Raw genomic sequence first — 18,027 nt, 5'->3', positions numbered from 1 at the left:
CCCATGTTGCCCAAGAGCACCGCCCTCCTCCTCGTGGATGTCCAAGCGGCCTTCGACGACCCCTACTGGGGCCGGCGCAACAATCCGGGCGCCGAGGCGAACCAGGCCGCCCTCGCCGCCGCCTTCCGGGCCCAGGGCCTTCCGGTGGTGCACGTCGCCCACGACAGCCGCGATCCCAATTCCCCGCTCTTTCCCGGCGAGCCCGGCAACGCCTTCAAGCCGGGCACCGCGCCCCTGCCGGGGGAGGCGGAATTCCGCAAGCACGCCCACAGCGCCTTCACCGGGACCGGCCTCGAGGCGCACCTGCGCGGGCGCGGCATCGACCGCCTCGTCATCGCCGGCTTCACCACCAACCACTGCGTGTCCACCACCGCCCGGCTCAGCTGCGACCTGGGCTTCAAGACCGTGGTGGTGAGGGACGCCTGCGCCACCTTCGACCTCGAGGACATGGACGGGAACCCCATCCCCGCCCAGGCGCTGCACGACACCGGGCTCGCCGAGCTCCATGGGGAATTCGCCATGGTCCTGCCCACCGAGGCCATCCTGCAGCTGCTCTGATGGACGCCCCGCTTCTTCTCGCCCTGGCCTGCGCGCGCCTCCAGGCCGGTGAAGGCGCCGTGCAGGGCGTCTGGTGCTCCCCCCGGGCCCTGGCCCTGCAGTGGGCCCCGGACCGCCGCGCCGGGCTGGAACCGGGCCTGGCCTGGGTCTTCGTGCTGAACCCCGCCCCCGAGCTGTGGCTCCTCCACGAGAAGGACGAGGCCTACCTGCAACTGAAGGCCGAGGCCAAGGGGGACTTGTCCCGCCGCTGGGGCCAGGAGCTCAAGGGCGCCCGCCTCGCGGAGGTGGAGGGCGATCCGCGGGAACGCTGGCTGGGCCTCGTCTTCCGCCGCCGCGCCGTCACCGGGCGCATCGAGGCCGCCCGGCTGGCCTTCCAGGCCTTCCCCGGCCGGGCCGGGCTTCGCCTGGACGGCCTGGATCTGAACCCGGCCCGCATGGGCCTGGGACAGGCCTTTCCCCCTTCGGCCCCCGAGCCGCGCCTGGAGCCCCCCGCCTTCCTCCGCTTCAGGGAGCGGTTCGGCCAGGGCCTCCAGGCCGCCCTGGACGGCAGGGTCCCCGACGTCCTCCCGGGCGAAGGCCCCCTCCTGGCCCGGCACCGCGCCTGGTCCCAGGAGCGCGCCGCCCGCATGATCCTGGCCCCCCGCCAGGCCCGCACGGACCGGAAGCTGGTGGCCGAGCGCAAGCGCCTGGAGCGGTACCGCGCCGCCCTGGCTGCGGACAAGGAGAAGCACCGGGCCGGCCTGGGCCACCGCGCCAGGGCCACGGCCCTTGCGGCCGAACTCTACCGCCTGAAGGGCGTGACCCACAAGGCGATCCTCCTGGATGGCACCGAGGTGCCCCTGCCCGAGGGCCGGCGCGCCGAGGACGCGGTGCAGATCTGGTTCGCGGCGGTGAAGCGCGCCGAGCGGGGCGTGGCCAGGGTGGAGGAACTGGAGCGGGAACTGCGCCGGCAGTTCCTGGAACTGGAACGGAAGGAGGCTGCGCCGCCCCCGGCGGAGAAGCCCCCCCAACGCGCGAGGAAGCCCATGGAGAAGAAAGAGACGGCCAGGTCGGACGGCAAGGGCCGGGCCTTCCGTTCCGTCATGGTGGACGGTTTCGAAGTGCTGGTCGGCAAGGGCGACGCCGACAACGACCAGCTCACCTTCAAGGTGGCGGCGCCCCTGGACCTGTGGCTCCACGTGGCCAGCACGCCCGGAAGCCACGTGGTGGTGCGCAACCCCGACCGCCTTTCGGAATTCCCCCGGGCGGTGGTGGAGCGGGCCGCGGAACTGGCCGCGTTCTTCAGCAAGGCCCGGGACGGCGGGAAGGTGGAAGTGCACTACTGCCGGGCCGCCGATGTGTCCAAGCCCCGGGGGTTCCCGCCGGGCAAGGTGCTGCTCAAGCAGTGGAAGAGCGTCCGGGTGTATCCGAAGGAGTAGGCCGCGGCCTCAGCCCACTTCGATATCCCGAAGATCCTTGCCGGGCTTGAACCGGATGCTCCGGCCCTTGGGGATGTCGACGCTGGCGCCGGTCTTGATGTTGCGGCCCATGCCGCGCTTGCGCGGCCGGGGTTCGAAGACGCCGAAGCCGCGGATCTCGATGCGATGGCCGTCGAGAAGGGCCTTCTTCATGCGGTCCGTGAGGAGGTCCACCACCTGCAGCGCGGTGGCCTTCGACACGGGAAGGGTCTGCATCAGGGTGCCGGCGATATCGATTTTGATCATGAACGCCTCAGTCTTTGGAAGGAATGAAGATAGCTTAAACCTTTGGAGCACGGGGAGTGCAACATTAATATCAGGTGGCAGATACCAAGGGAAGGTTCATTCCAAAAAAGTTGCGCTTACCAGCGTGGATCCTGTCCCAGCAGCTCCTCGGCCTTTTCCCGGGACAGGGGTCGGGAGAAGTGGTAGCCCTGGCCCTGGTCGCAGGCTAATTTCTGCAAATGAACCATTTGATCCATCGTTTCGATGCCCTCGGCCGTGACCCGCATGCCCAGGGACCGGGCCAGGGAGATGATGGCGGCCACGATGGCCGTGCTTTCCGGATCCTTGCCCAGGCCGTCCACGAAGGATTTGTCCACCTTCAGGGTGTCCACCGGGAACCGCTTCAGGTAGCTGAGGGACGAATAGCCCGTGCCGAAATCGTCGATGACCAGGTGGATGTTGTGGCTCTTGAACGTCTTCATGGCCTCCAGGGAGGCCAGGGGATCCCGCATCATGATGCTTTCCGTGATCTCCAGCTTCAGGGTCCCGGGGTCCATGCGCGCGGCCCGGAGGGCGTCCAGCACCGTTTCGATGAGGTCCTTGTGCTGGAACTGCCGGGCGGAAATATTGACGTTCATCAGCCGCGGGGGATCCGCCGGAAAGGCGCGGCTCCAGGCGCCGGCCTGGCGGCAGGCCTCCTCCAGCACCCAGGTGCCCAGGGGCACGATGAGGCCCGTCTCCTCGGCCAGGGAGATGAATTCCAGGGGCGGAACCATGCCCCGCTCGGGGTGGATCCAGCGCACCAGGGCCTCGAAGCCCTCGATCCGCCCGGTGTCCAGGCCCACCACCGGCTGGTAGTGCAGCACGAACTCGCCGCGCTCCAGGGCCCGCCGCAACTCCCCTTCCATCTGGAAACGGGCCAGGGCCTTGGCGTTCATGCTGGGGTCGAAGATCTCGATGGAGCCCTCCCCCTTGGCCTTGGCGCGGTACATGGCCACCTCCGCGTCCCTGAGCAGTTCGGCCGGCAGGGTCTCGGCGCTGGAACTGATGGCGATGCCCATGCTGCAGGTGGTGAAGACCTCCTCGCCGTTGATGTTGAAGGGCGTGGCGAGCCCCTGGCTGATGCGGTCGGCCACCAGCAGCCCGTCGTTGACGCTGGTGATGTCCTCGAACAGCACCGCGAACTCGTCGCCGCCCAGACGGGCCACGGTGTCCTCGGGGCGCAGGCAGCCCCGGAGGCGGCTGGCGACCTGGATGAGCAGCTTGTCGCCGGCTTCATGGCTGAGGCTGTCGTTGACGACCTTGAAGCGGTCCAGGTCCAGGAACAGGATCGCGGCGTAGAATTTCCTTCGATCCGACCGGAGGATGGCCCGGGACAGGCGCTCCATGAACAGGGCCCGGTTGGGCAGGCTGGTGAGGTTGTCCCGGAGGTGCTGGAGGGTGAGTTCCACCTCCGCGGTCTTCTGCTGGGTCACGTCCTCCAGGGTGCAGATCACCTCCACCATGGCGCCGCTGGCGTCGCACCGGGGCTGGGCGGTGACGGAAAGCCAGGCCCAGTCGCCCGTGTCCTCCCGCTCGATGCCCACCATCACCCCCGACACCCGGAACCCGGTGGAAAGGGCCTTGTTCCACGGCAGGTCCTCGGTTTCCAGCCCGTCCCCGCTGGCATCGATGATGGCGAAGGCGGGGCTCCGCCAGGTCACTTCCTGCAGCTCCTCCCGGGGGATCCCCAGGAGGCTGGGCGCCGTGCGGTTGCAGAGCACCAGTCCGCCCTGCCTGTCGATGGTGAGCACCCCGATGGGCATGAGGTCCACATAGGCCTGGAGTTCCTCCCCGTCCAACCGGGTCTGCTGGCCCCCTTCCCCTCCGGTCCCCCGCCCCCGGGCCCAGCCCGCGGCGCCGAGCCCCGCCCCCGCCAGGATCCCGGCGGCGGTGATGCCCCACGGCCACCAGATCGACGGCGAGTCAGGAGCGAGCATGGCCAATTTCCCTCACCGTACGACGTCCTCCGGCACAAAGGGGGCAATTGCCCGCCTCGGGTTGATTCCCCTTCCAGGGTGGATTCTTTCCAGCATAATTTACGACAGCATCGGTGCCGCAGGGGAGCGTAGATCTTGGAAGATATTAATTTCTTTTTCGAAAAGGCCAAGGGGGCGCTCAAGCACCCCTCGGATCGCGCGCGCGCGGAGGCCATCCTCCTGCGCTGGACGGCCCTTTGGACCGGGCCCCGGCGGAGCCTCACCACGACCAATTCCAACCACGGCGCCTTCCTTCACTTCAACCAGCTCATCGGCGCCACCTGGTCCGCCGCCTTCACCTTCCACGCCTCCCCTCGCCACGGCCTCTCCCTCAAGGGCCCGGATCCGGACCGGATCCGCAAATCCCACCGGCACCGGGACAAGACCCTGGACCGCAGCGGGCTGGACGCGTTGTTCGACGCCTGGTCCGCCCACCCGGAGGCGCGCCCCGCCGGCAATGCGGTGGAGCTCTACCTGGAGGAGGCCTCGGACGACGTGTGGGAGGCCTGCCTGCAGGAAGCCCTCACTCGTCTTTGACGAACTGGGGGCGGGCCACCCGGTCCGCCTCCCGGACCCGCTTGATGGCCTGGTCCCGGTCGCTCACCGCCAGGGCCGTGGCGATGCCGTGGGCGAGCACCGAGAAGGCGGCCATGCTGTGGGAATACAGCAGGTTCTCCCCCGCCACCGGGAGGGTGGTGTCCGCCAGCCGCGTGATGGGCGCGCCCAGCTTGTCCGTGAAGGCCAGGATGCGCAGGCCCCGCTTGCGGGCATAGCCCGCGGCGTCCAGGGTCTCGGTGGAGTAGGGGTGGAAGCTGAAGGCCACCAGGAGGTCCCCGGGCCCGAGGTTGGAGGCCTGGGCCGCGAAATCCGCGGGGCTGCCCTCCACCGTGGGCAGGCCCGCCTGGGTGAGGAGGTAGGCCAGCTGGCTGGCCATGAGCTGGGAGACGCCCCGGCCGATCACCACCCGGTGCCGGGCCCCCCGCAGGCTGCCCACCACGTCCTGCATCAACTGCTCGTTCACCCCGTGGACCATCTGCTCGATGTTCTGCACGTCCCGCCGGGCCACTTCCAGCAGGGTGGCGGCCGCTTCTTCCGGCGCCTGGAGCAGCCGCTCGCCCCCGTAGGACCGCTTCTTGGCCTGGGCAACCAGGGCCTGGCGCAATTCCATGAAACCGGAATAGCCCAGTTTCTGGGCGAAGCGCACCACGGTGGCCACGCTGGATTGGCTGCGCTCGGCCATCTCCTCCACGCCCCAGAAGGCCGCCTCCCCCATGCGTCCCAGCACGCAATCCGCTATGCGCCGCTGGCTCGACGACAGTCCCCTCGCACCGTGGATCTTCGCTACCAGGGAATTCTTGGTCGTGATCATCCACCTAGACTATCAGGCGGAAAATATTTTTCACCCGCCGATGTGGAACATTTCAACCCGGGTCCGGGGGACGGTTCCCTGGGTCCTCAATTCCGAATAGCGGTCGTCCCGCACCCGCCACCGTTCCAGGATGAGCCCCAGGATCTGGGCGTCGTCGGCGCCGGCCCTCAGGGCCGCCTTCAGGTCCAGGCCCTGGGAGGCGAAGAGGCAGGTGTAGAGCGATCCCGAGGCCGAAAGCCGGGCCCGGTCGCACCCCGCGCAGAAGGGTTCGGTGACGGAGGAGATGAGGCCCAGCCAGCCCTTGCCGTCCAGGTACCGGTAGTGCCGGGCCACGCAGCCGGCATCCTCCGCGTGGACCCGCTCCAGGGGCCAGTGGGCGCCGATGCGCGCGGCCACTTCCGCCGAGGGCACCACGTGATCCATGCGCCATCCGTTCCCGGTGCCCACGTCCATGAACTCGATGAACCTCAAATGATGCCCCTGCTCCCGGGCAAAGGCGGCCAGGGGCAGGATATCGTCCTCGTTCACCCCGCGCTTGAGCACGCAATTGAGCTTGATGTTCTCGAACCCGGCTTCCCGCGCGCTGCGCAGGCCCTCCAGCACCTGCTCCAGGGGCACGGTCGCGTCCGACATGCGGTGGAATTTCCCGGGATCCAGGGTATCCAGACTCATGGTGAAGCGGTGGAGGCCGGCCTTCCGCAGGGCTCCGGCCTGGGAGGCCAGCAACGATCCGTTGGTGGTGAGGGTCACCTCCCGCAGGCCGGGGACCCCGGCGAGCCCCTGGACCAGGCTGGGGAGATCCTGGCGGAGGAGGGGCTCGCCTCCCGTGAGCCGCACCTTCTCGACCCCCACGGAGACAAAGAGCCGAGCCAGGCGTATGATTTCCTCAAAGGTGAGGATTTCCTTCCGATCCAGGAACTGGAAGTCCGATCCGAACTTGTCCCTGGGCATGCAGTAGGGGCAACGGAAATTACACCGGTCGGTCACCGATATGCGCAGGGCCCTCATCGGCCGGTTCAGGGAATCCATGGCCTTCATGGATCCAGATTACGGCAAAGCGGCGTGCCAACTTGATCAAAATGGAACCCTAACCCCGGGAAACACATGGCCTTTTTTTCTCGACTCTTCGCCTCCCCTGATCGCGCGCCTCTTCCCTCCCTCGATGAAGTGCTGGCCTCCCGGGGCATTCCCGTGGATATGCCCGGCCTCGAGCCCTTCCGGGGCGAGTTCCAGCATCTGAAGAGCACGGAACGCACCCACTGGGCCGACGCCCTGGAAGCCACCCTCGCGGGGGGATGGCCCCTCCCGCCTGATTGGCTGGATGCCCAGTACGACCTGCACCCCGAGGTGGTGCCCCTGTGGATGGCCGAGCGGGACGGGTTCTACTACCGGCCCCACATCGAGGGGCTGGCCCTTCGCATTCGCGTTTGCGGCCAGGTGATGCCGGCGCCTTGGCTGGTCCTCTGGGGTCTGAGCGCCGAGGATGTCACCGAGCGGGCTATGGACCAGCTGCGCGAGAAGTCCAAGGGACGGCCGTTCCGGCGACTCCCCTCCGGCATCTACAAGGGGGAATTCGAAGACGGCCAGGCCGCCTCCCGCATCCTCCTCCCCGAGCTCTGGGCGGGCCTCTTCCCGGGCCAGAACACCTTCGTGGCCGTGCCCACCGAGGACTGCCTCCTCCTCGCCCCCCAGGTGATCCTGCCCAAGCTCCTGGAGGGCATCGCCGCGGGCCTCGCGGGTCCCGGCCGCCGGATCGCGGGAACCATCTACCAGCAGGTGGAGCACCATCTCCTCCCCGCCAACCTGCAGGACCCCCACCCCATCGCCCAGCCCCAGCGCGAACTGCGCCAGGGGGACGTGGCCGAGGCCTACCGGGCCCAGGAGGCCGTACTCCCCGCCGCCCTGGGCCGGCCCGCCCCCATCGGCCTCCTGCGCACCCAGCAGGGCCGTTCCGTGAGCCTGGCCACCTGGGAGGAGGGCGCCCCCGTCCTGCTGCCCGAAACGGATCTCGTGGCCTTCATCGCCGCCGACGGCCGGCCTCTGGGCATCTTCTTCCGGCAGACCCTTCCCCGGCTCACCACCTTCCACGGCACCCCGGTGGATATCTGGGGCCCCCGGCGCCTGCGGTACGAGGGTTTCCCCACCCCCGAGCAACTCGATCGCCTGGAGTGCTTCGCCACCGGAGAGCAGATGGCCGCCCTCCTCAAGGGCACCAAGGAGGCCCCCGCGCCCAGGCCCTCCACCCGGGCCCTCGCCAACCAGGCCAACCCCGGCGCCCTTTCCGCCCAGGCCTCCAGCCCGGTTCCCGCCCATCTCCGGGGCCTGAGCCTGGGCGTCCAGAACGACGACTGATGATCCGGCGGACCCTGGCCCTCCTGGCCCTGGCCGGGGCGCTTGACGCCCAGACCGGGAGCATGCCGCTGGAACAGGCGGCACGGAGCGTCGTCCTGGTCCAGGCGGAGACCGCTCCCGGGCAGTACCAGCAGGGCAGCGGCGTCGTGCTCGGGCAGGCCTTCGTGGCCACCAATGCCCACGTGGTGAAGAACGCCTACCGGATCCAGGTCGTCAAGGACGGCCGCTCCTGGCAGGCCCAGGCCCTGTGCCTGGCCGCGGACCGGGACCTCGTGCTTCTGAGTCTGCCCGGGCTCCCCCTTCCCGCCGCCCTGCCCATCGCCCCCGACGCCTTGAGGGAGGGCCTGCCCGTCCATGCGATGGGGTACCCCGGCGGCCAGGGCATTCACACGGAATCGGGCCGCGTCACCGCCCTCTGGGCCTTCCGCGGCGACCGGCTCATCCAGACCGACACCCACAACCGCCCCGGCTCCAGCGGCGGCGGACTGTTCACCGAGGACGGGCGCCTCGCGGGCATCACCACCTTCGCCCTTTCCCGGAATTCCGGGGTGGACTTCGCCGTTCCCGTGGACTGGGTGCTCGCCCTCATCCAGAACCGCTCCGGCGCCCCGAGCCTCGCCTGCCCCCTGGTGGTGGTGGAGCGGCTCCTGGTGGATTTCGGGGACCTGATGCAGCAGGACCCGGGCAATGAGGCCAACTGGAGCCGGTTGACCCAGGGCTGGGTCCGGGAATCCCCCGGAAGCCCCGATGCGTGGTTCGCCCGGGGCACGGCGGTGGACCAGGCCGTGCGCTCCCGGCCGGAGGAACCGGCCCTTCGGGAGTCCGCCCTGGAGGCCTACCGCCGGACCGTGGCCCTGGACCCCGGCCACGCCAAGGCCTGGAACAACCTTGGGGCCGATCTGGACGCCCTGAACCGCTTCCCCGAGGCCCATGCCGCGTTCCGGCGGGCCCTGGAGGCGGACCCCGGGTACGGCCTCGCCTGGCTGAACCTGGGAGCGAGCCTGATGAACACCCAGGCCTTTGAGGAAGCGGCCCAGGCCCTCCAGCGGGGCCTCCAAACCCTGGGCGACCAGGCCATCGCATGGGCCCGCCTGGCCCACTGCGAAATGAAGCTGGGCCACCCCGCCCAGGCCCTGGTCCATTACCGCCTGGCCCTGAGGTACGAGCCCTTTCGCGCGGAATGGTGGGGGGAGCTGCACCGGGTCGCCCTTCGCGCGGGTGACCAGGCCCTCGCGAGGGAGGCCTTGGCCCGGATCCGCACCCTGGCACCGGAGCTGGAAAAGGACCTCCAGGACTGACCCTTCCGTCATCCCGAAGGCAGCCAACCGGATTCCCGCGGCCGGAGGTTCCCCACCCGATGCCCCCCGCACCGGGTTGGGATCCGTCCGCCGGAACCTCGGCTGACCGCTATTAGGACCGCAATCCGACCTTCGCCCGGATCAGGGCCTCGATTTCATCGGCCAGCTCGGGGTTGTCCGCGAGCAGCTTCTTGACGTTGTCCGCGCCCTGTCCCAGGCGGGAATCCTTGTAGCTGTACCAGGAACCGCTCTTCTGGATGATCTCCAGCTGGGTGCCCAGTTCCACCAGCTCGGACATGCGGCTGATGCCTTCGCCGTACATGATGTCGAAGGTCGCGATCTTCAGGGGCGGGGCGACCTTGTTCTTCACCACCTTGACCTTGGTCTTCTTGCCCACCACCGAGGAATCCTCGTCCTTGGCCGCCACCAGGGGATCCCCGGTGTTGCCCTTGATGCTCTGGATGCTGCGCACGTCCAGCCGAACCGAGGCATAGAACTTCAGGGCGTTGCCGCCGCTGGTGGTCTCGGGATTGCCGAACATCACGCCGATCTTCATGCGGATCTGGTTGATGAAGACGACGCAGGTGTTGGTGCGGCTGATGGAGGCGGTCATCTTGCGCAGGGCCTGGCTCATGAGGCGCGCCTGGAGGCCCACCTGCATCTCGCCCATCTCGCCGTCGATCTCGGCCTTGGGCACCAGGGCCGCCACCGAGTCCACGACGATGATATCCAGGGCGCCGCTGCGCACCAGCTGGTCGCAGATCTCCAGCGCCTGCTCGCCACTGTCCGGCTGGCTGATGAACAGGTTGTCGATATCCACGCCGAGCTTGCGGGCGTAATCCGGATCCAGGGCGTGCTCGGCGTCGACGTAGGCGGCCAGGCCGCCCTTCTTCTGGGCCTGGGCCACCATGTGCAGGGCCAGGGTCGTCTTGCCGCTGGCTTCGGGACCGTACACCTCCACCACCCGGCCCTTGGGCACGCCGCCCACGCCCAGGGCGGAATCCAGCGAAATGGATCCGGTGGAGATCACGTCGATCCCGTCGATGTTCAGCTGCTCGCCAAGCTTCATGATCGAGCCCTTGCCGAAGGCCCGCTCGATATCCGCGAGGGTGCGGTTCAAGACCTTGAGGCGGTCGTCCTGATCATTGGCAGTGGCCATGGAAACTCCGGGGAACGGGAAGGGGGGATTCGCGTGCGGGGGCGGTCCAGAACCGCCACCCCAAGAATGGGGGCGAAAAGCGAAAAAAACAAGAATTTTTTTCCGGGCCACCTCCCCCGTCCTGGTTTTGGGCGGCCCTACCGATAGTATGGATGGATTCCCTTCCACCCCACTGGAATCGATCCCGCCATGGAAATTCATCCCCTGCTCGCCCAGCACATGGCGAATCTGGAAGCCTCGGGCGCCCCGCTCCCGGAAGGGCCGGCGTGGAAGGCCTTCCTCGCCTCCGTGAACGAGGGCTTCACGGCGGGACCGGCGGCGGTGGAGCTGGCTCGGTACCGCTCCCTGGTGGACCACCTGCGCGAGGTGCTCTTCCAGATCGACCGGGACGGCAACTGGTCCTTCCTCAACCCCGCCTGGCGCGCCATCACCGGCTTCTCCGTAGAGGAGAGCCTGGGCCAGCCCTTCCTGGGCAACATGCACCCCCTGGACAAGGGGCGCTACCTGAACATGCTCACCTACGCCCTCGAGACCGGCGAGGACACGGTGCGGGGCGAGTTCCAGTTCCGCAAGCGCGAAGGCGCCTACTTCTGGGTGGAGATGTACACGCGCATCACCACCGATGCGGAGGGCGTCGTCATCGGCGTCTCCGGCACCATGAACGACATCACGGAGCGCAGGCTGGCCCAGGCCGCCCTGAACACGCTCACCTCCCGCCTGCGCGCCCTCATCGAGAACATGCAGGGCGCCATCCTGGTGGAGACCGAGCACCGGGAGATCGCGCTCATCAACGAGCCCTTCTGCCGGATGTTCGACATTCCCGTCCCGCCCCACCTCCTCTCCGGAAGCGAAGCCCCGGAGCTCCTGGAAATGGCCCTGGGGACCTTCCTCTACCCCGACGATTTCCTGGAGCTGCAGTCCTCCCTCCTGGCGGAGCGCAAGGTCACCGGCGGCCTCGAGGTGCCCCTCGCCGACGGCCGGGTGCTCTCCATGGATTTCGTGCCCATCGACGCGGGCGAGGACCTCTTCGGCCACTTCTGGCTCTTCCACGACATCACCGGCCGCAAGCGCTCCGAGGCCCAGCTGGCCCAGGCCGCCCTGGACATGGAGATGAAGAACTGGGAACTGAGCCAGGCCCGGGACGAGGCCGTGCAACTGGCGGGACTCAAATCCGAGTTCCTGGCCAACATGAGCCACGAGATCCGGACGCCGATGAACGGCATCATCGGCATGACCGAGCTCATCCTGAACACCTCGCTCTCCGGCGAGCAGATGGACTACGCCACCACCATCCGCACCAGCGCCGCCACCCTCCTGCGCCTGATCAACGACATCCTCGACTTCTCCAAGATCGAGGCCGGAAAGATGGAACTGGAGCGCATCGGGTTCGATCTCCAGGGCCTGCTGGACGACCTCCTGGCCATCCTCGGCTTCAAGGCCCACGGCAAGGGCGTGGAGCTCGCCACCTGGATCCAGGGCGGGGCGCCCACCAAGCTCCTGGGCGATCCCACCCGGCTCCGGCAGGTGCTCTCCAACCTCACCGACAACGCCCTCAAGTTCACCGAGGAGGGTTCCGTCACCATCCGCGTGAGCCTCGCGGAGCGCGGCGAGGGCTCGGTCCTGCTGAGGTTCGAGGTTCGGGACACCGGCATCGGCATGTCGCCCGACGTGGCCGGCAGGCTCTTCCAGTCCTTCTACCAGGGCGATTCCAGCACCACGCGCAAGTACGGCGGAACCGGCCTCGGACTGGCCATCTGCAAGCGCATCGCCGAGCTCATGGAAGGCGCCATCGGCGTCGACAGCGTCCCCGGCGAGGGGAGCGTCTTCTGGTTCACGGCGCGGTTCCAGGCCCAGGACGTCCCCCAGGAGACGGGACTGCCCGACGCACCCTTCCGGTTCTTCCTCGCGGGCCTGCCCCCGGCCACCGCTGGCGTCCTGGAGGCCCAGATCCGGGAGTGGGGCTACGAGGCCGCCTCCGTGGAACCCACCCGCGCGGGCCTTTTGGTCCTCCGGGAACGCTGCGCGGCGCTGGACGACAAGACCCTCCTGGTGTTCGGCTCCCGGGGAGGCCTCCAGGCCGGAATGATGGACTTCCTCCAGGCCGTGCACGGCACGCCCGGCCTGGAGGGGCTGCGCCTCATCATGGCCCATTCGCTCTACGAGCAGGAGGAGGCCCGCAGGCCGACCTCCCTGCCCATCACCGAATTCCTCCCCCTGCCCATGCGCAAGTCCCACCTCAAGGCCCTCCTGGAGCGCAGCAAGGACGCCGTGCCCCTGCCGGCCGTGGCCGGGGCCGCGCCCGAGGAGGGAGCCCGGTCCGGGGCCCGGCTCCTGGTCACCGAGGACAACGCCGTGAACCAGAAGGTCGCCGTCGCCATCCTCCGCAAGCTGGGCTACACCGCGGACCTGGCCGGCAACGGCCTGGAGGCGGTCCGGATGGTCCTGGACCGTCCGTACGACCTGGTCTTCATGGATTGCCAGATGCCCGAGATGGATGGCTTCCAGGCCACCCGCGCCATCCGGGAGAAGGAAGGCGGGGCCCGGCGCACCCCCATCCTGGCCATGACGGCCAACGCCATGCAGGGCGACCGCGAGCGGTGCCTGGAAGCCGGCATGGACGACTACATTCCCAAGCCCATCACCATCGTGGACCTCAAGAACGCCCTCCACCGATGGCTTCCTCCGGCCTGAACCATGTCCAATTCCGACCGAACGATCGACAACGCCTACGCCATCCGCATGATGCTCCAGCGGCTCTGCGTGGCCAGCATGAAGGTGGCCCTTGGCTGCCGCGACAAGCGCGGGCTCTTCCAGATCCTGTTCCAGGAACCCGCCCGCATCGGCATCCGCCTGGGCCCCAAGGAGCTCGAGGAGTGGGCCATGGGGCCCGAAGAGAGCGTGTCCATGACCTTCGACGACCGGGGCTTCCGGTACGAGACGGTCCTGGCCTACATCGGGCCCTCCGATCTGGAAGGCGTCCCCTGCGCCGCCTTCACCCTCCCCCGGACCCTGCGCCGCGCCGACGACAACCGCCTGGCCCACTTCGCCCCGGACGTGGCCCCCCTGGTCACGTTCAGCAACAGCCGGAACGCGGTCCTCGACGGCGAGATCCGCGGCTTCGGCAACGACGGCTTCGAACTGAGCCTCCGGGACTCCTCCCAGAAGATCGAGGAGGTCCTCCGCATGGGCGAGGAATCCACCCTGGATCTCGCCCTGGAGGACGGCCTCCTGCTCACCGCCTCCGCCCGCGTCGCCTATTTCGGCGCCAACTTCGTGGGCATGAAGTTCACCGAACGCGTGGACAAGACCCTCCTGGGCCAGTACCGCACCTGGCTGGACACCCAGCAGCGCATCCAGGCCCAGCGCGACAGCGAGAGCTTCGAATCGGGCCGGGCCCCCGCCAAGGCCGCCAACCTGCCCCAGGCGCGGCTCTGGGTGGACCGCCATCCCACGATCCTCATCCTCACCGAACGCGAGGAGTTCGCCCGGCACATGTCCGAGGCCCTGGGCCGCAAGTTCGGGGTGATCAGCCTGGACTACATCACGGGACCCGTGCGGCCCTTCCTGAAGCCCTTCGGCGAGGACGAGGCCGGATGGGGCCGGGTGAAGCTGATTCTCATTCACAACCACCTCCGCCTGGCCAGTCCCCTGGAGCTCTGCAGGCAGGTCGTCGAGCAGGAAAAATGCAACCTCCCCATCATCCTGGCGGGCACGGACGAGGACGAGGGGCTGAAGCGCAACCGGGCCCTGGCCGCCGGCGCCGTGGACTTCCTTCCGGTCGCCCCGTTCAAGATCCTTTCCGTTCTCCGCAAATTGGACGAAACGCTTAAGTTGTTCTCCTAGGTCCCGGCGGGTGTGAGTATGCTGGTCCCATCTTCCGGAGGGACCATGAACTCAAAGTTTTTGAAGGCCATCGGCCCGGTCATCCTTTGGCTCGTACTCAGGCTCCTGCCCGTTCCCGCGGGCCTGACCCCCGCGGCGTGGTACTTCTTCGCGGTCTTCGCCGCGACGATCCTGGGGCTGATCCTGGAACCCCTGCCCCCCGCGGCCGTGGGCTTCATCGGCGTCTCCTTCGCCGCGATCATGTGCTACGTCGCGCCCACTCCCGCGGGATCCGTGGCCTGGGCCCTGGCTGGTTTCTCCGACAAGACCGTGTGGCTCATCTTCGGGGCCTTCATCTTCTCCATCGGCTACGCCAAGAGCGGCCTGGGACGGCGCATCGCGCTCCTCCTGGTCAAGCTCCTGGGCCGGCGCACCCTGGGCCTGGGCTACGCGATCATGCTCGCCGACCTGGTCCTCGCCCCCGGAACGCCCTCCAACACCGCGCGCAGCGGCGGCACGATCTTCCCCGTCATCAGCAACATTCCCGCCCTCTACGGCTCCGAGCCCGGCCCCACGGCACGCAGGATCGGTTCGTACATCATGTGGACCGCCTTCGCCTGCACCTGCGTGACCAGCTCCATGTTCCTCACCTCCCTGGCGCCCAACGTGGCGGCCCTCTCCATCCTGCGCAGCGTCGGCAAGATGGACGTGACCTGGATGGGCTGGTTCATGGGCTTCCTCCCCATCGGGTTCGCCCTCCTCCTCCTCGTCCCCGCCATCACCTACTTCGTGTACCCCCCCGAGGTGAAGGTCTCCGAGGAGACCCCGGCGTGGGCCGCCGGCGAGCTCAGGAAGATGGGCCCCTTCAAGTTCTCCGAGGGTGCCATGGCCTTCCTGGTGGTGCTGGCCGTCTTCCTCTGGATCGTGGGCGCCAACAAGGACATCCGCATGCCCCTGTTGGGCTCCAATTTCATCGACCCCACCGCCGTGGTGTTCCTCGTCATCGCCGCCATGGTGGTCCTGGCCATCGTCACCTGGGACGACATCCTCGCCAACAAGGCCGCCTGGAACGTGCTGGTGTGGTTCGCGACCCTGGTCACCATGGCCGACGGCCTCAACAAGGTGGGCTTCGTGACCTGGGTGGCCAAGGCCGTCGCCTCGCACCTGGCGGGGTTCTCCCCCATCCTCGTCATGGGCGTCCTGGTGGCGTTCTTCTTCCTCATCCACTACCTCTTCGCCAGCCTCACGGCCCACACCGCCGCCGTGCTGCCCGTGGTCCTGGCCTCGGGCCTCGCCATCCCCGGCATGCACGCCAAGGCCTTCGCGCTCCTGCTCTGCTTCTCCCTGGGCATCATGGGCGTCATCACCCCCTACGCCACGGGCCCCGGCCCCGTCTACTACGCCAGCGGCTACATCTCCACCAAGGCCTTCTGGAGCCTGGGCCTCCTTTTCGGCGCGCTCTTCATCGCGGCGCTGATCTTCCTGGGCATTCCCTGGCTCACGGTGATCCGCCCCGTGGGTTAAACCCGGCCGGGTTCCCTCCGTAACCTGCCCAAACGGAGGGAACCATGCTTCGCATCGCCCCGGTAGCGGCTTTCATCCTCATGGCCCCCCTGGGGGCCCAGACCGTCGTCGTCCAGCCGGCCCCCGGGATCAGGGCCACGGAGACCCGCACCGTCCCCATCGCCCAGGGAGGGTCCCTTAAGGTCAGCAACGTCAACGGGCACATCCGGGTGACCGTCTGGGAGCGCCCGGACGTGGAATTCACGGGTGCCTTCGTGCCCGGGGCCGGGAAGGAGCAGGTCAAGGTCGTCCTGGAGCCCAGGAACGGCGGCCTGGAGATCCGGGGCGAGTACCCGAAGGATTCGCACAAGGGCCCCGTCTGCGAAATGGACCTCAAGGTGCCCCGGTCCGTCCTGCCCATCCTGGAGACCGTCAACGGTCTTGTGGAACTCAAGGACGTCGCCGGCGCCGCCGCGTGCAGGACCGTGAACGGCGCCATCCGGGTGGAGCACCTCCAGGGCGCCCTCACGGCCGAGACCGTCAACGGCGGCATCACCGGCAGCGACCTCGCCGGGCCCGTCACCGCCAGGACCGTCAACGGGGCCATCAGGCTCGCCGCCCAGAACCTCAAGGGCCGCCTCAAGGCCACCACCGTCAACGGGACCCTGCGCATCCGGAGCGAAGGCGCCAGGGACGTGAGCGCCGCCAAGCACCGGTTCGAAGCGTCCTTCGGGGACAGCGCCCAGGTCCTCCAGATCAAGACCGTCAACGGCGATATCACCCTGGATTGAACTACACTGGGCTGAACCGCTGAGGGCAGCCCATGCCGGCATTCCCCACCAACTTCCAGATCCAGCTCCAGGAACTCTTCCGCCTGCGGCGGGACGTGCGGCGCTTCCGCCCGGACCCGGTGCCCGAGGACCTCCTCACGGAACTCCTGGAGGCCGCCCACCACGCCCCGTCCGTGGGCCTCTCCCAGCCCTGGCGCTTCGTGCGGGTGGATGACCCCGCGCGCCGCCAGGCGGTCATCGCCGAATTCCAGCGCGCCAACGACGCCGCCTCGGCGGTCTACGACTCCGACCGGGCCCGCCTCTACCGCAGCCTGAAGCTGGCCGGCCTCAAGGAGGCCCCCGTCCACCTCCTGGTGTGCGTGGAGACGGACCCCGATTCGGGCCACGGCCTGGGCCGCCAGACCCAGCCCGAGACGCTCCGGGATTCCGCCGTGTGCGCCATCCAGAACCTCTGGCTCACCGCCCGCGCCAAGGGCGTGGGCGTGGGCTGGGTGAGCATCCTGGAGCCGGAGCGGCTGCGGGAGGCCATGGACCTGCCCGCCACCTGGGGCTGGGTGGGCTACCTCTGCATCGGCTGGCCCCTGGAGGAGCCGGAGATCCCCGTCCTGGAGATCGCCGGATGGGACCACCGGAACCCCCTGGCGAAGCACCTCCTTCAGCGGTAGCCCAAAGCGCCGACCCACCCCATGCAATGGAACCCGGATCCCTGGATAACCGGTCGGGGCAACCCACCGGAAATGACCTGGGTCCGGCGCTTCATCCCCTTCATCCCCTTCATCCGATTCATCCCTGTTTACGCAGGGCCAGAGCCGGGATGGGTCGGGCCATGCGGATCAACTACGCGCCGCCCCACCCCGGCGCTGGCCCTGCTGGAACGGTGATTAACGGGATGAAAGGGATGAAGGGGATGAAGCCCCGCGACCGGGTCCTTTTTGTCGGAACCTGGAAGCAGGCATCGGCTACTTGATCCGTAACGGGCATCCCGCCACGAAGAGCCAGGCTTCATCGGCGGCCTTCGCCGTGGCCTGGCCCAGCCATCCCGCCAGATCCCGGAAGCGCCGCAAGGCCGCGTCCCCGGGAACGGGGCACCACCCCACCTCGTTGCCCACGATGATGATGGGCCAGGGCAGGCGGGCGAAGGCCGCCAGCTCCTCCGACCAGGCCCCGAGGATCGCCTCGTCGGAGGCCTCCATGCGGTCCCCCAGCCAGAGCGTGAGGCAGTCCAGCACCACGCCCGAAGGCGGCGGATCGAGCCCCTCCAGGGACTCGGCCACCCGGGCCGGGGCCTCCAGGGTGCGCCAGCCGGGGCGCTCGGCGCGGTGCCGCTCCACCCGCTCCGCCATTTCCGCGTCGCCCGCGTCGGGGCGGTAGGTGGCGACGAAGACGGTGCCGGGGCCCCACGCCGAGGCCCGTTCCACCGCCCAGGAACTCTTTCCGCTGCGCACCGGCCCGGTGAGGAAGAGGATCCGTCCCAT

At 68.6% G+C, this 18,027-nt stretch carries 16 protein-coding genes; 10 read left to right on the top strand and 6 right to left on the bottom strand.

Annotated elements, in window-relative coordinates; translation table 11 throughout:
- The first annotated feature begins 3 nt into the window (after positions 1–3).
- Both R2J76_RS00375 and R2J76_RS00370 read left to right on the top strand, forming a co-directional pair.
- Positions 4–558 (top strand): cysteine hydrolase family protein, encoded by a 555-nt coding sequence (locus R2J76_RS00375; RefSeq protein ID WP_316413795.1) that lies wholly within the window; start codon positions 4–6, stop codon positions 556–558.
- Complete coding sequence (locus R2J76_RS00370; protein WP_316413794.1) at positions 558–1,976, top strand: NFACT RNA binding domain-containing protein; 1,419 nt, start codon at positions 558–560, stop codon at positions 1,974–1,976. Before R2J76_RS00375 ends, R2J76_RS00370 begins: the two co-directional genes overlap by 1 nt.
- A 9-nt stretch (positions 1,977–1,985) precedes the next feature.
- Here R2J76_RS00370 and R2J76_RS00365 read toward each other — a convergent pair whose 3' ends face one another.
- Positions 1,986–2,261 (bottom strand): HU family DNA-binding protein, encoded by a 276-nt coding sequence (locus R2J76_RS00365; RefSeq protein WP_306598209.1) that lies wholly within the window; start codon positions 2,259–2,261, stop codon positions 1,986–1,988.
- A 116-nt stretch (positions 2,262–2,377) separates the two neighbouring features.
- Complete coding sequence (locus R2J76_RS00360; protein ID WP_316413793.1) at positions 2,378–4,219, bottom strand: putative bifunctional diguanylate cyclase/phosphodiesterase; 1,842 nt, start codon at positions 4,217–4,219, stop codon at positions 2,378–2,380.
- 135 nt (positions 4,220–4,354) lie between these two features.
- Here R2J76_RS00360 and R2J76_RS00355 point away from each other — a divergent pair, with 135 nt between their 5' ends.
- Positions 4,355–4,795 carry a hypothetical protein gene (locus R2J76_RS00355; RefSeq protein WP_316413792.1) on the top strand — a complete coding sequence of 147 codons (441 nt, stop codon included), beginning with the start codon at positions 4,355–4,357 and terminating at the stop codon, positions 4,793–4,795.
- Here R2J76_RS00355 and R2J76_RS00350 read toward each other — a convergent pair.
- Together R2J76_RS00350 and moaA are read right to left on the bottom strand one after the other, a co-directional pair.
- Positions 4,782–5,627 carry a MurR/RpiR family transcriptional regulator gene (locus R2J76_RS00350; RefSeq protein ID WP_316413791.1) on the bottom strand — a complete coding sequence of 282 codons (846 nt, stop codon included), beginning with the start codon at positions 5,625–5,627 and terminating at the stop codon, positions 4,782–4,784. The two genes, R2J76_RS00355 and R2J76_RS00350, sit on opposite strands and share 14 nt — an antisense overlap.
- A gap of 30 nt (positions 5,628–5,657) precedes the next feature.
- Positions 5,658–6,656, bottom strand: a complete 999-nt coding sequence (gene moaA / locus R2J76_RS00345) for a GTP 3',8-cyclase MoaA (RefSeq protein ID WP_316415874.1) — start codon at positions 6,654–6,656, stop codon at positions 5,658–5,660.
- A gap of 162 nt (positions 6,657–6,818) precedes the next feature.
- On the opposite strand from moaA, the gene R2J76_RS00340 reads away from it, so the two are divergent.
- Together R2J76_RS00340 and R2J76_RS00335 are read left to right on the top strand one after the other, a co-directional pair.
- Positions 6,819–7,979, top strand: a complete 1,161-nt coding sequence (locus R2J76_RS00340) for a hypothetical protein (RefSeq protein WP_316413790.1) — start codon at positions 6,819–6,821, stop codon at positions 7,977–7,979.
- On the top strand, positions 7,979–9,277 hold the full coding sequence (locus R2J76_RS00335; RefSeq protein WP_316413789.1) for a trypsin-like peptidase domain-containing protein: 1,299 nt from the start codon (positions 7,979–7,981) through the stop codon (positions 9,275–9,277). Before R2J76_RS00340 ends, R2J76_RS00335 begins: the two co-directional genes overlap by 1 nt.
- A 112-nt stretch (positions 9,278–9,389) precedes the next feature.
- On the opposite strand, the gene recA is transcribed toward R2J76_RS00335, so the two are convergent.
- On the bottom strand, positions 9,390–10,436 hold the full coding sequence (recA, locus tag R2J76_RS00330; RefSeq protein ID WP_316413788.1) for a recombinase RecA: 1,047 nt from the start codon (positions 10,434–10,436) through the stop codon (positions 9,390–9,392).
- 189 nt (positions 10,437–10,625) lie between these two features.
- On the opposite strand from recA, the gene R2J76_RS00325 reads away from it, so the two are divergent.
- The 5 genes from R2J76_RS00325 to bluB are packed head-to-tail and all read left to right on the top strand — an operon-like array spanning position 10,626 to position 17,217.
- Positions 10,626–13,127: an ATP-binding protein gene (locus tag R2J76_RS00325; protein WP_316413787.1), complete on the top strand. Its 2,502-nt coding sequence runs from the start codon at positions 10,626–10,628 to the stop codon at positions 13,125–13,127.
- Between the two features lie 3 nt (positions 13,128–13,130).
- Positions 13,131–14,279, top strand: coding sequence for a PleD family two-component system response regulator (locus R2J76_RS00320; protein ID WP_316413786.1), 1,149 nt, complete (start codon positions 13,131–13,133; stop codon positions 14,277–14,279).
- Positions 14,280–14,324: 45 nt separating this feature from the next.
- Positions 14,325–15,782 carry an anion permease gene (locus R2J76_RS00315; protein ID WP_316413785.1) on the top strand — a complete coding sequence of 486 codons (1,458 nt, stop codon included), beginning with the start codon at positions 14,325–14,327 and terminating at the stop codon, positions 15,780–15,782.
- A gap of 44 nt (positions 15,783–15,826) precedes the next feature.
- Positions 15,827–16,552, top strand: a complete 726-nt coding sequence (locus tag R2J76_RS00310) for a DUF4097 family beta strand repeat-containing protein (protein WP_316413784.1) — start codon at positions 15,827–15,829, stop codon at positions 16,550–16,552.
- A 32-nt stretch (positions 16,553–16,584) separates the two neighbouring features.
- Positions 16,585–17,217: a 5,6-dimethylbenzimidazole synthase gene (bluB, locus tag R2J76_RS00305; protein ID WP_316413783.1), complete on the top strand. Its 633-nt coding sequence runs from the start codon at positions 16,585–16,587 to the stop codon at positions 17,215–17,217.
- A gap of 294 nt (positions 17,218–17,511) precedes the next feature.
- On the opposite strand, the gene R2J76_RS00300 is transcribed toward bluB, so the two are convergent.
- Positions 17,512–18,027 (bottom strand): bifunctional adenosylcobinamide kinase/adenosylcobinamide-phosphate guanylyltransferase, encoded by a 516-nt coding sequence (locus R2J76_RS00300; protein ID WP_316413782.1) that lies wholly within the window; start codon positions 18,025–18,027, stop codon positions 17,512–17,514.

Source organism: Mesoterricola silvestris (assembly GCF_030295405.1).
Lineage (GTDB): Bacteria > Acidobacteriota > Holophagae > Holophagales > Holophagaceae > Mesoterricola > Mesoterricola silvestris.
The sequence above is the reverse complement of the archived record's forward strand: the minus strand, read 5'-3'. Positions and strand labels throughout refer to the sequence as shown.

What these genes read in the sequence shown, in the direction of transcription:
- R2J76_RS00375 (WP_316413795.1), top strand. Translation starts at nt 4, where the DNA reads ATGTTGCCCAAGAGCACCGCCCTCCTCCTCGTGGATGTCCAAGCGGCC.
- R2J76_RS00370 (WP_316413794.1), top strand. Translation starts at nt 558, where the DNA reads ATGGACGCCCCGCTTCTTCTCGCCCTGGCCTGCGCGCGCCTCCAGGCC.
- R2J76_RS00365 (WP_306598209.1), bottom strand. Translation starts at nt 2,261, where the DNA reads ATGATCAAAATCGATATCGCCGGCACCCTGATGCAGACCCTTCCCGTG.
- R2J76_RS00360 (WP_316413793.1), bottom strand. Translation starts at nt 4,219, where the DNA reads ATGCTCGCTCCTGACTCGCCGTCGATCTGGTGGCCGTGGGGCATCACC.
- R2J76_RS00350 (WP_316413791.1), bottom strand. Translation starts at nt 5,627, where the DNA reads ATGATCACGACCAAGAATTCCCTGGTAGCGAAGATCCACGGTGCGAGG.
- moaA (WP_316415874.1), bottom strand. Translation starts at nt 6,656, where the DNA reads ATGGATTCCCTGAACCGGCCGATGAGGGCCCTGCGCATATCGGTGACC.
- R2J76_RS00335 (WP_316413789.1), top strand. Translation starts at nt 7,979, where the DNA reads ATGATCCGGCGGACCCTGGCCCTCCTGGCCCTGGCCGGGGCGCTTGAC.
- recA (WP_316413788.1), bottom strand. Translation starts at nt 10,436, where the DNA reads ATGGCCACTGCCAATGATCAGGACGACCGCCTCAAGGTCTTGAACCGC.
- R2J76_RS00325 (WP_316413787.1), top strand. Translation starts at nt 10,626, where the DNA reads ATGGAAATTCATCCCCTGCTCGCCCAGCACATGGCGAATCTGGAAGCC.
- R2J76_RS00320 (WP_316413786.1), top strand. Translation starts at nt 13,131, where the DNA reads ATGTCCAATTCCGACCGAACGATCGACAACGCCTACGCCATCCGCATG.
- R2J76_RS00315 (WP_316413785.1), top strand. Translation starts at nt 14,325, where the DNA reads ATGAACTCAAAGTTTTTGAAGGCCATCGGCCCGGTCATCCTTTGGCTC.
- R2J76_RS00310 (WP_316413784.1), top strand. Translation starts at nt 15,827, where the DNA reads ATGCTTCGCATCGCCCCGGTAGCGGCTTTCATCCTCATGGCCCCCCTG.
- bluB (WP_316413783.1), top strand. Translation starts at nt 16,585, where the DNA reads ATGCCGGCATTCCCCACCAACTTCCAGATCCAGCTCCAGGAACTCTTC.
- R2J76_RS00300 (WP_316413782.1), bottom strand. Translation starts at nt 18,027, where the DNA reads ATGGGACGGATCCTCTTCCTCACCGGGCCGGTGCGCAGCGGAAAGAGT.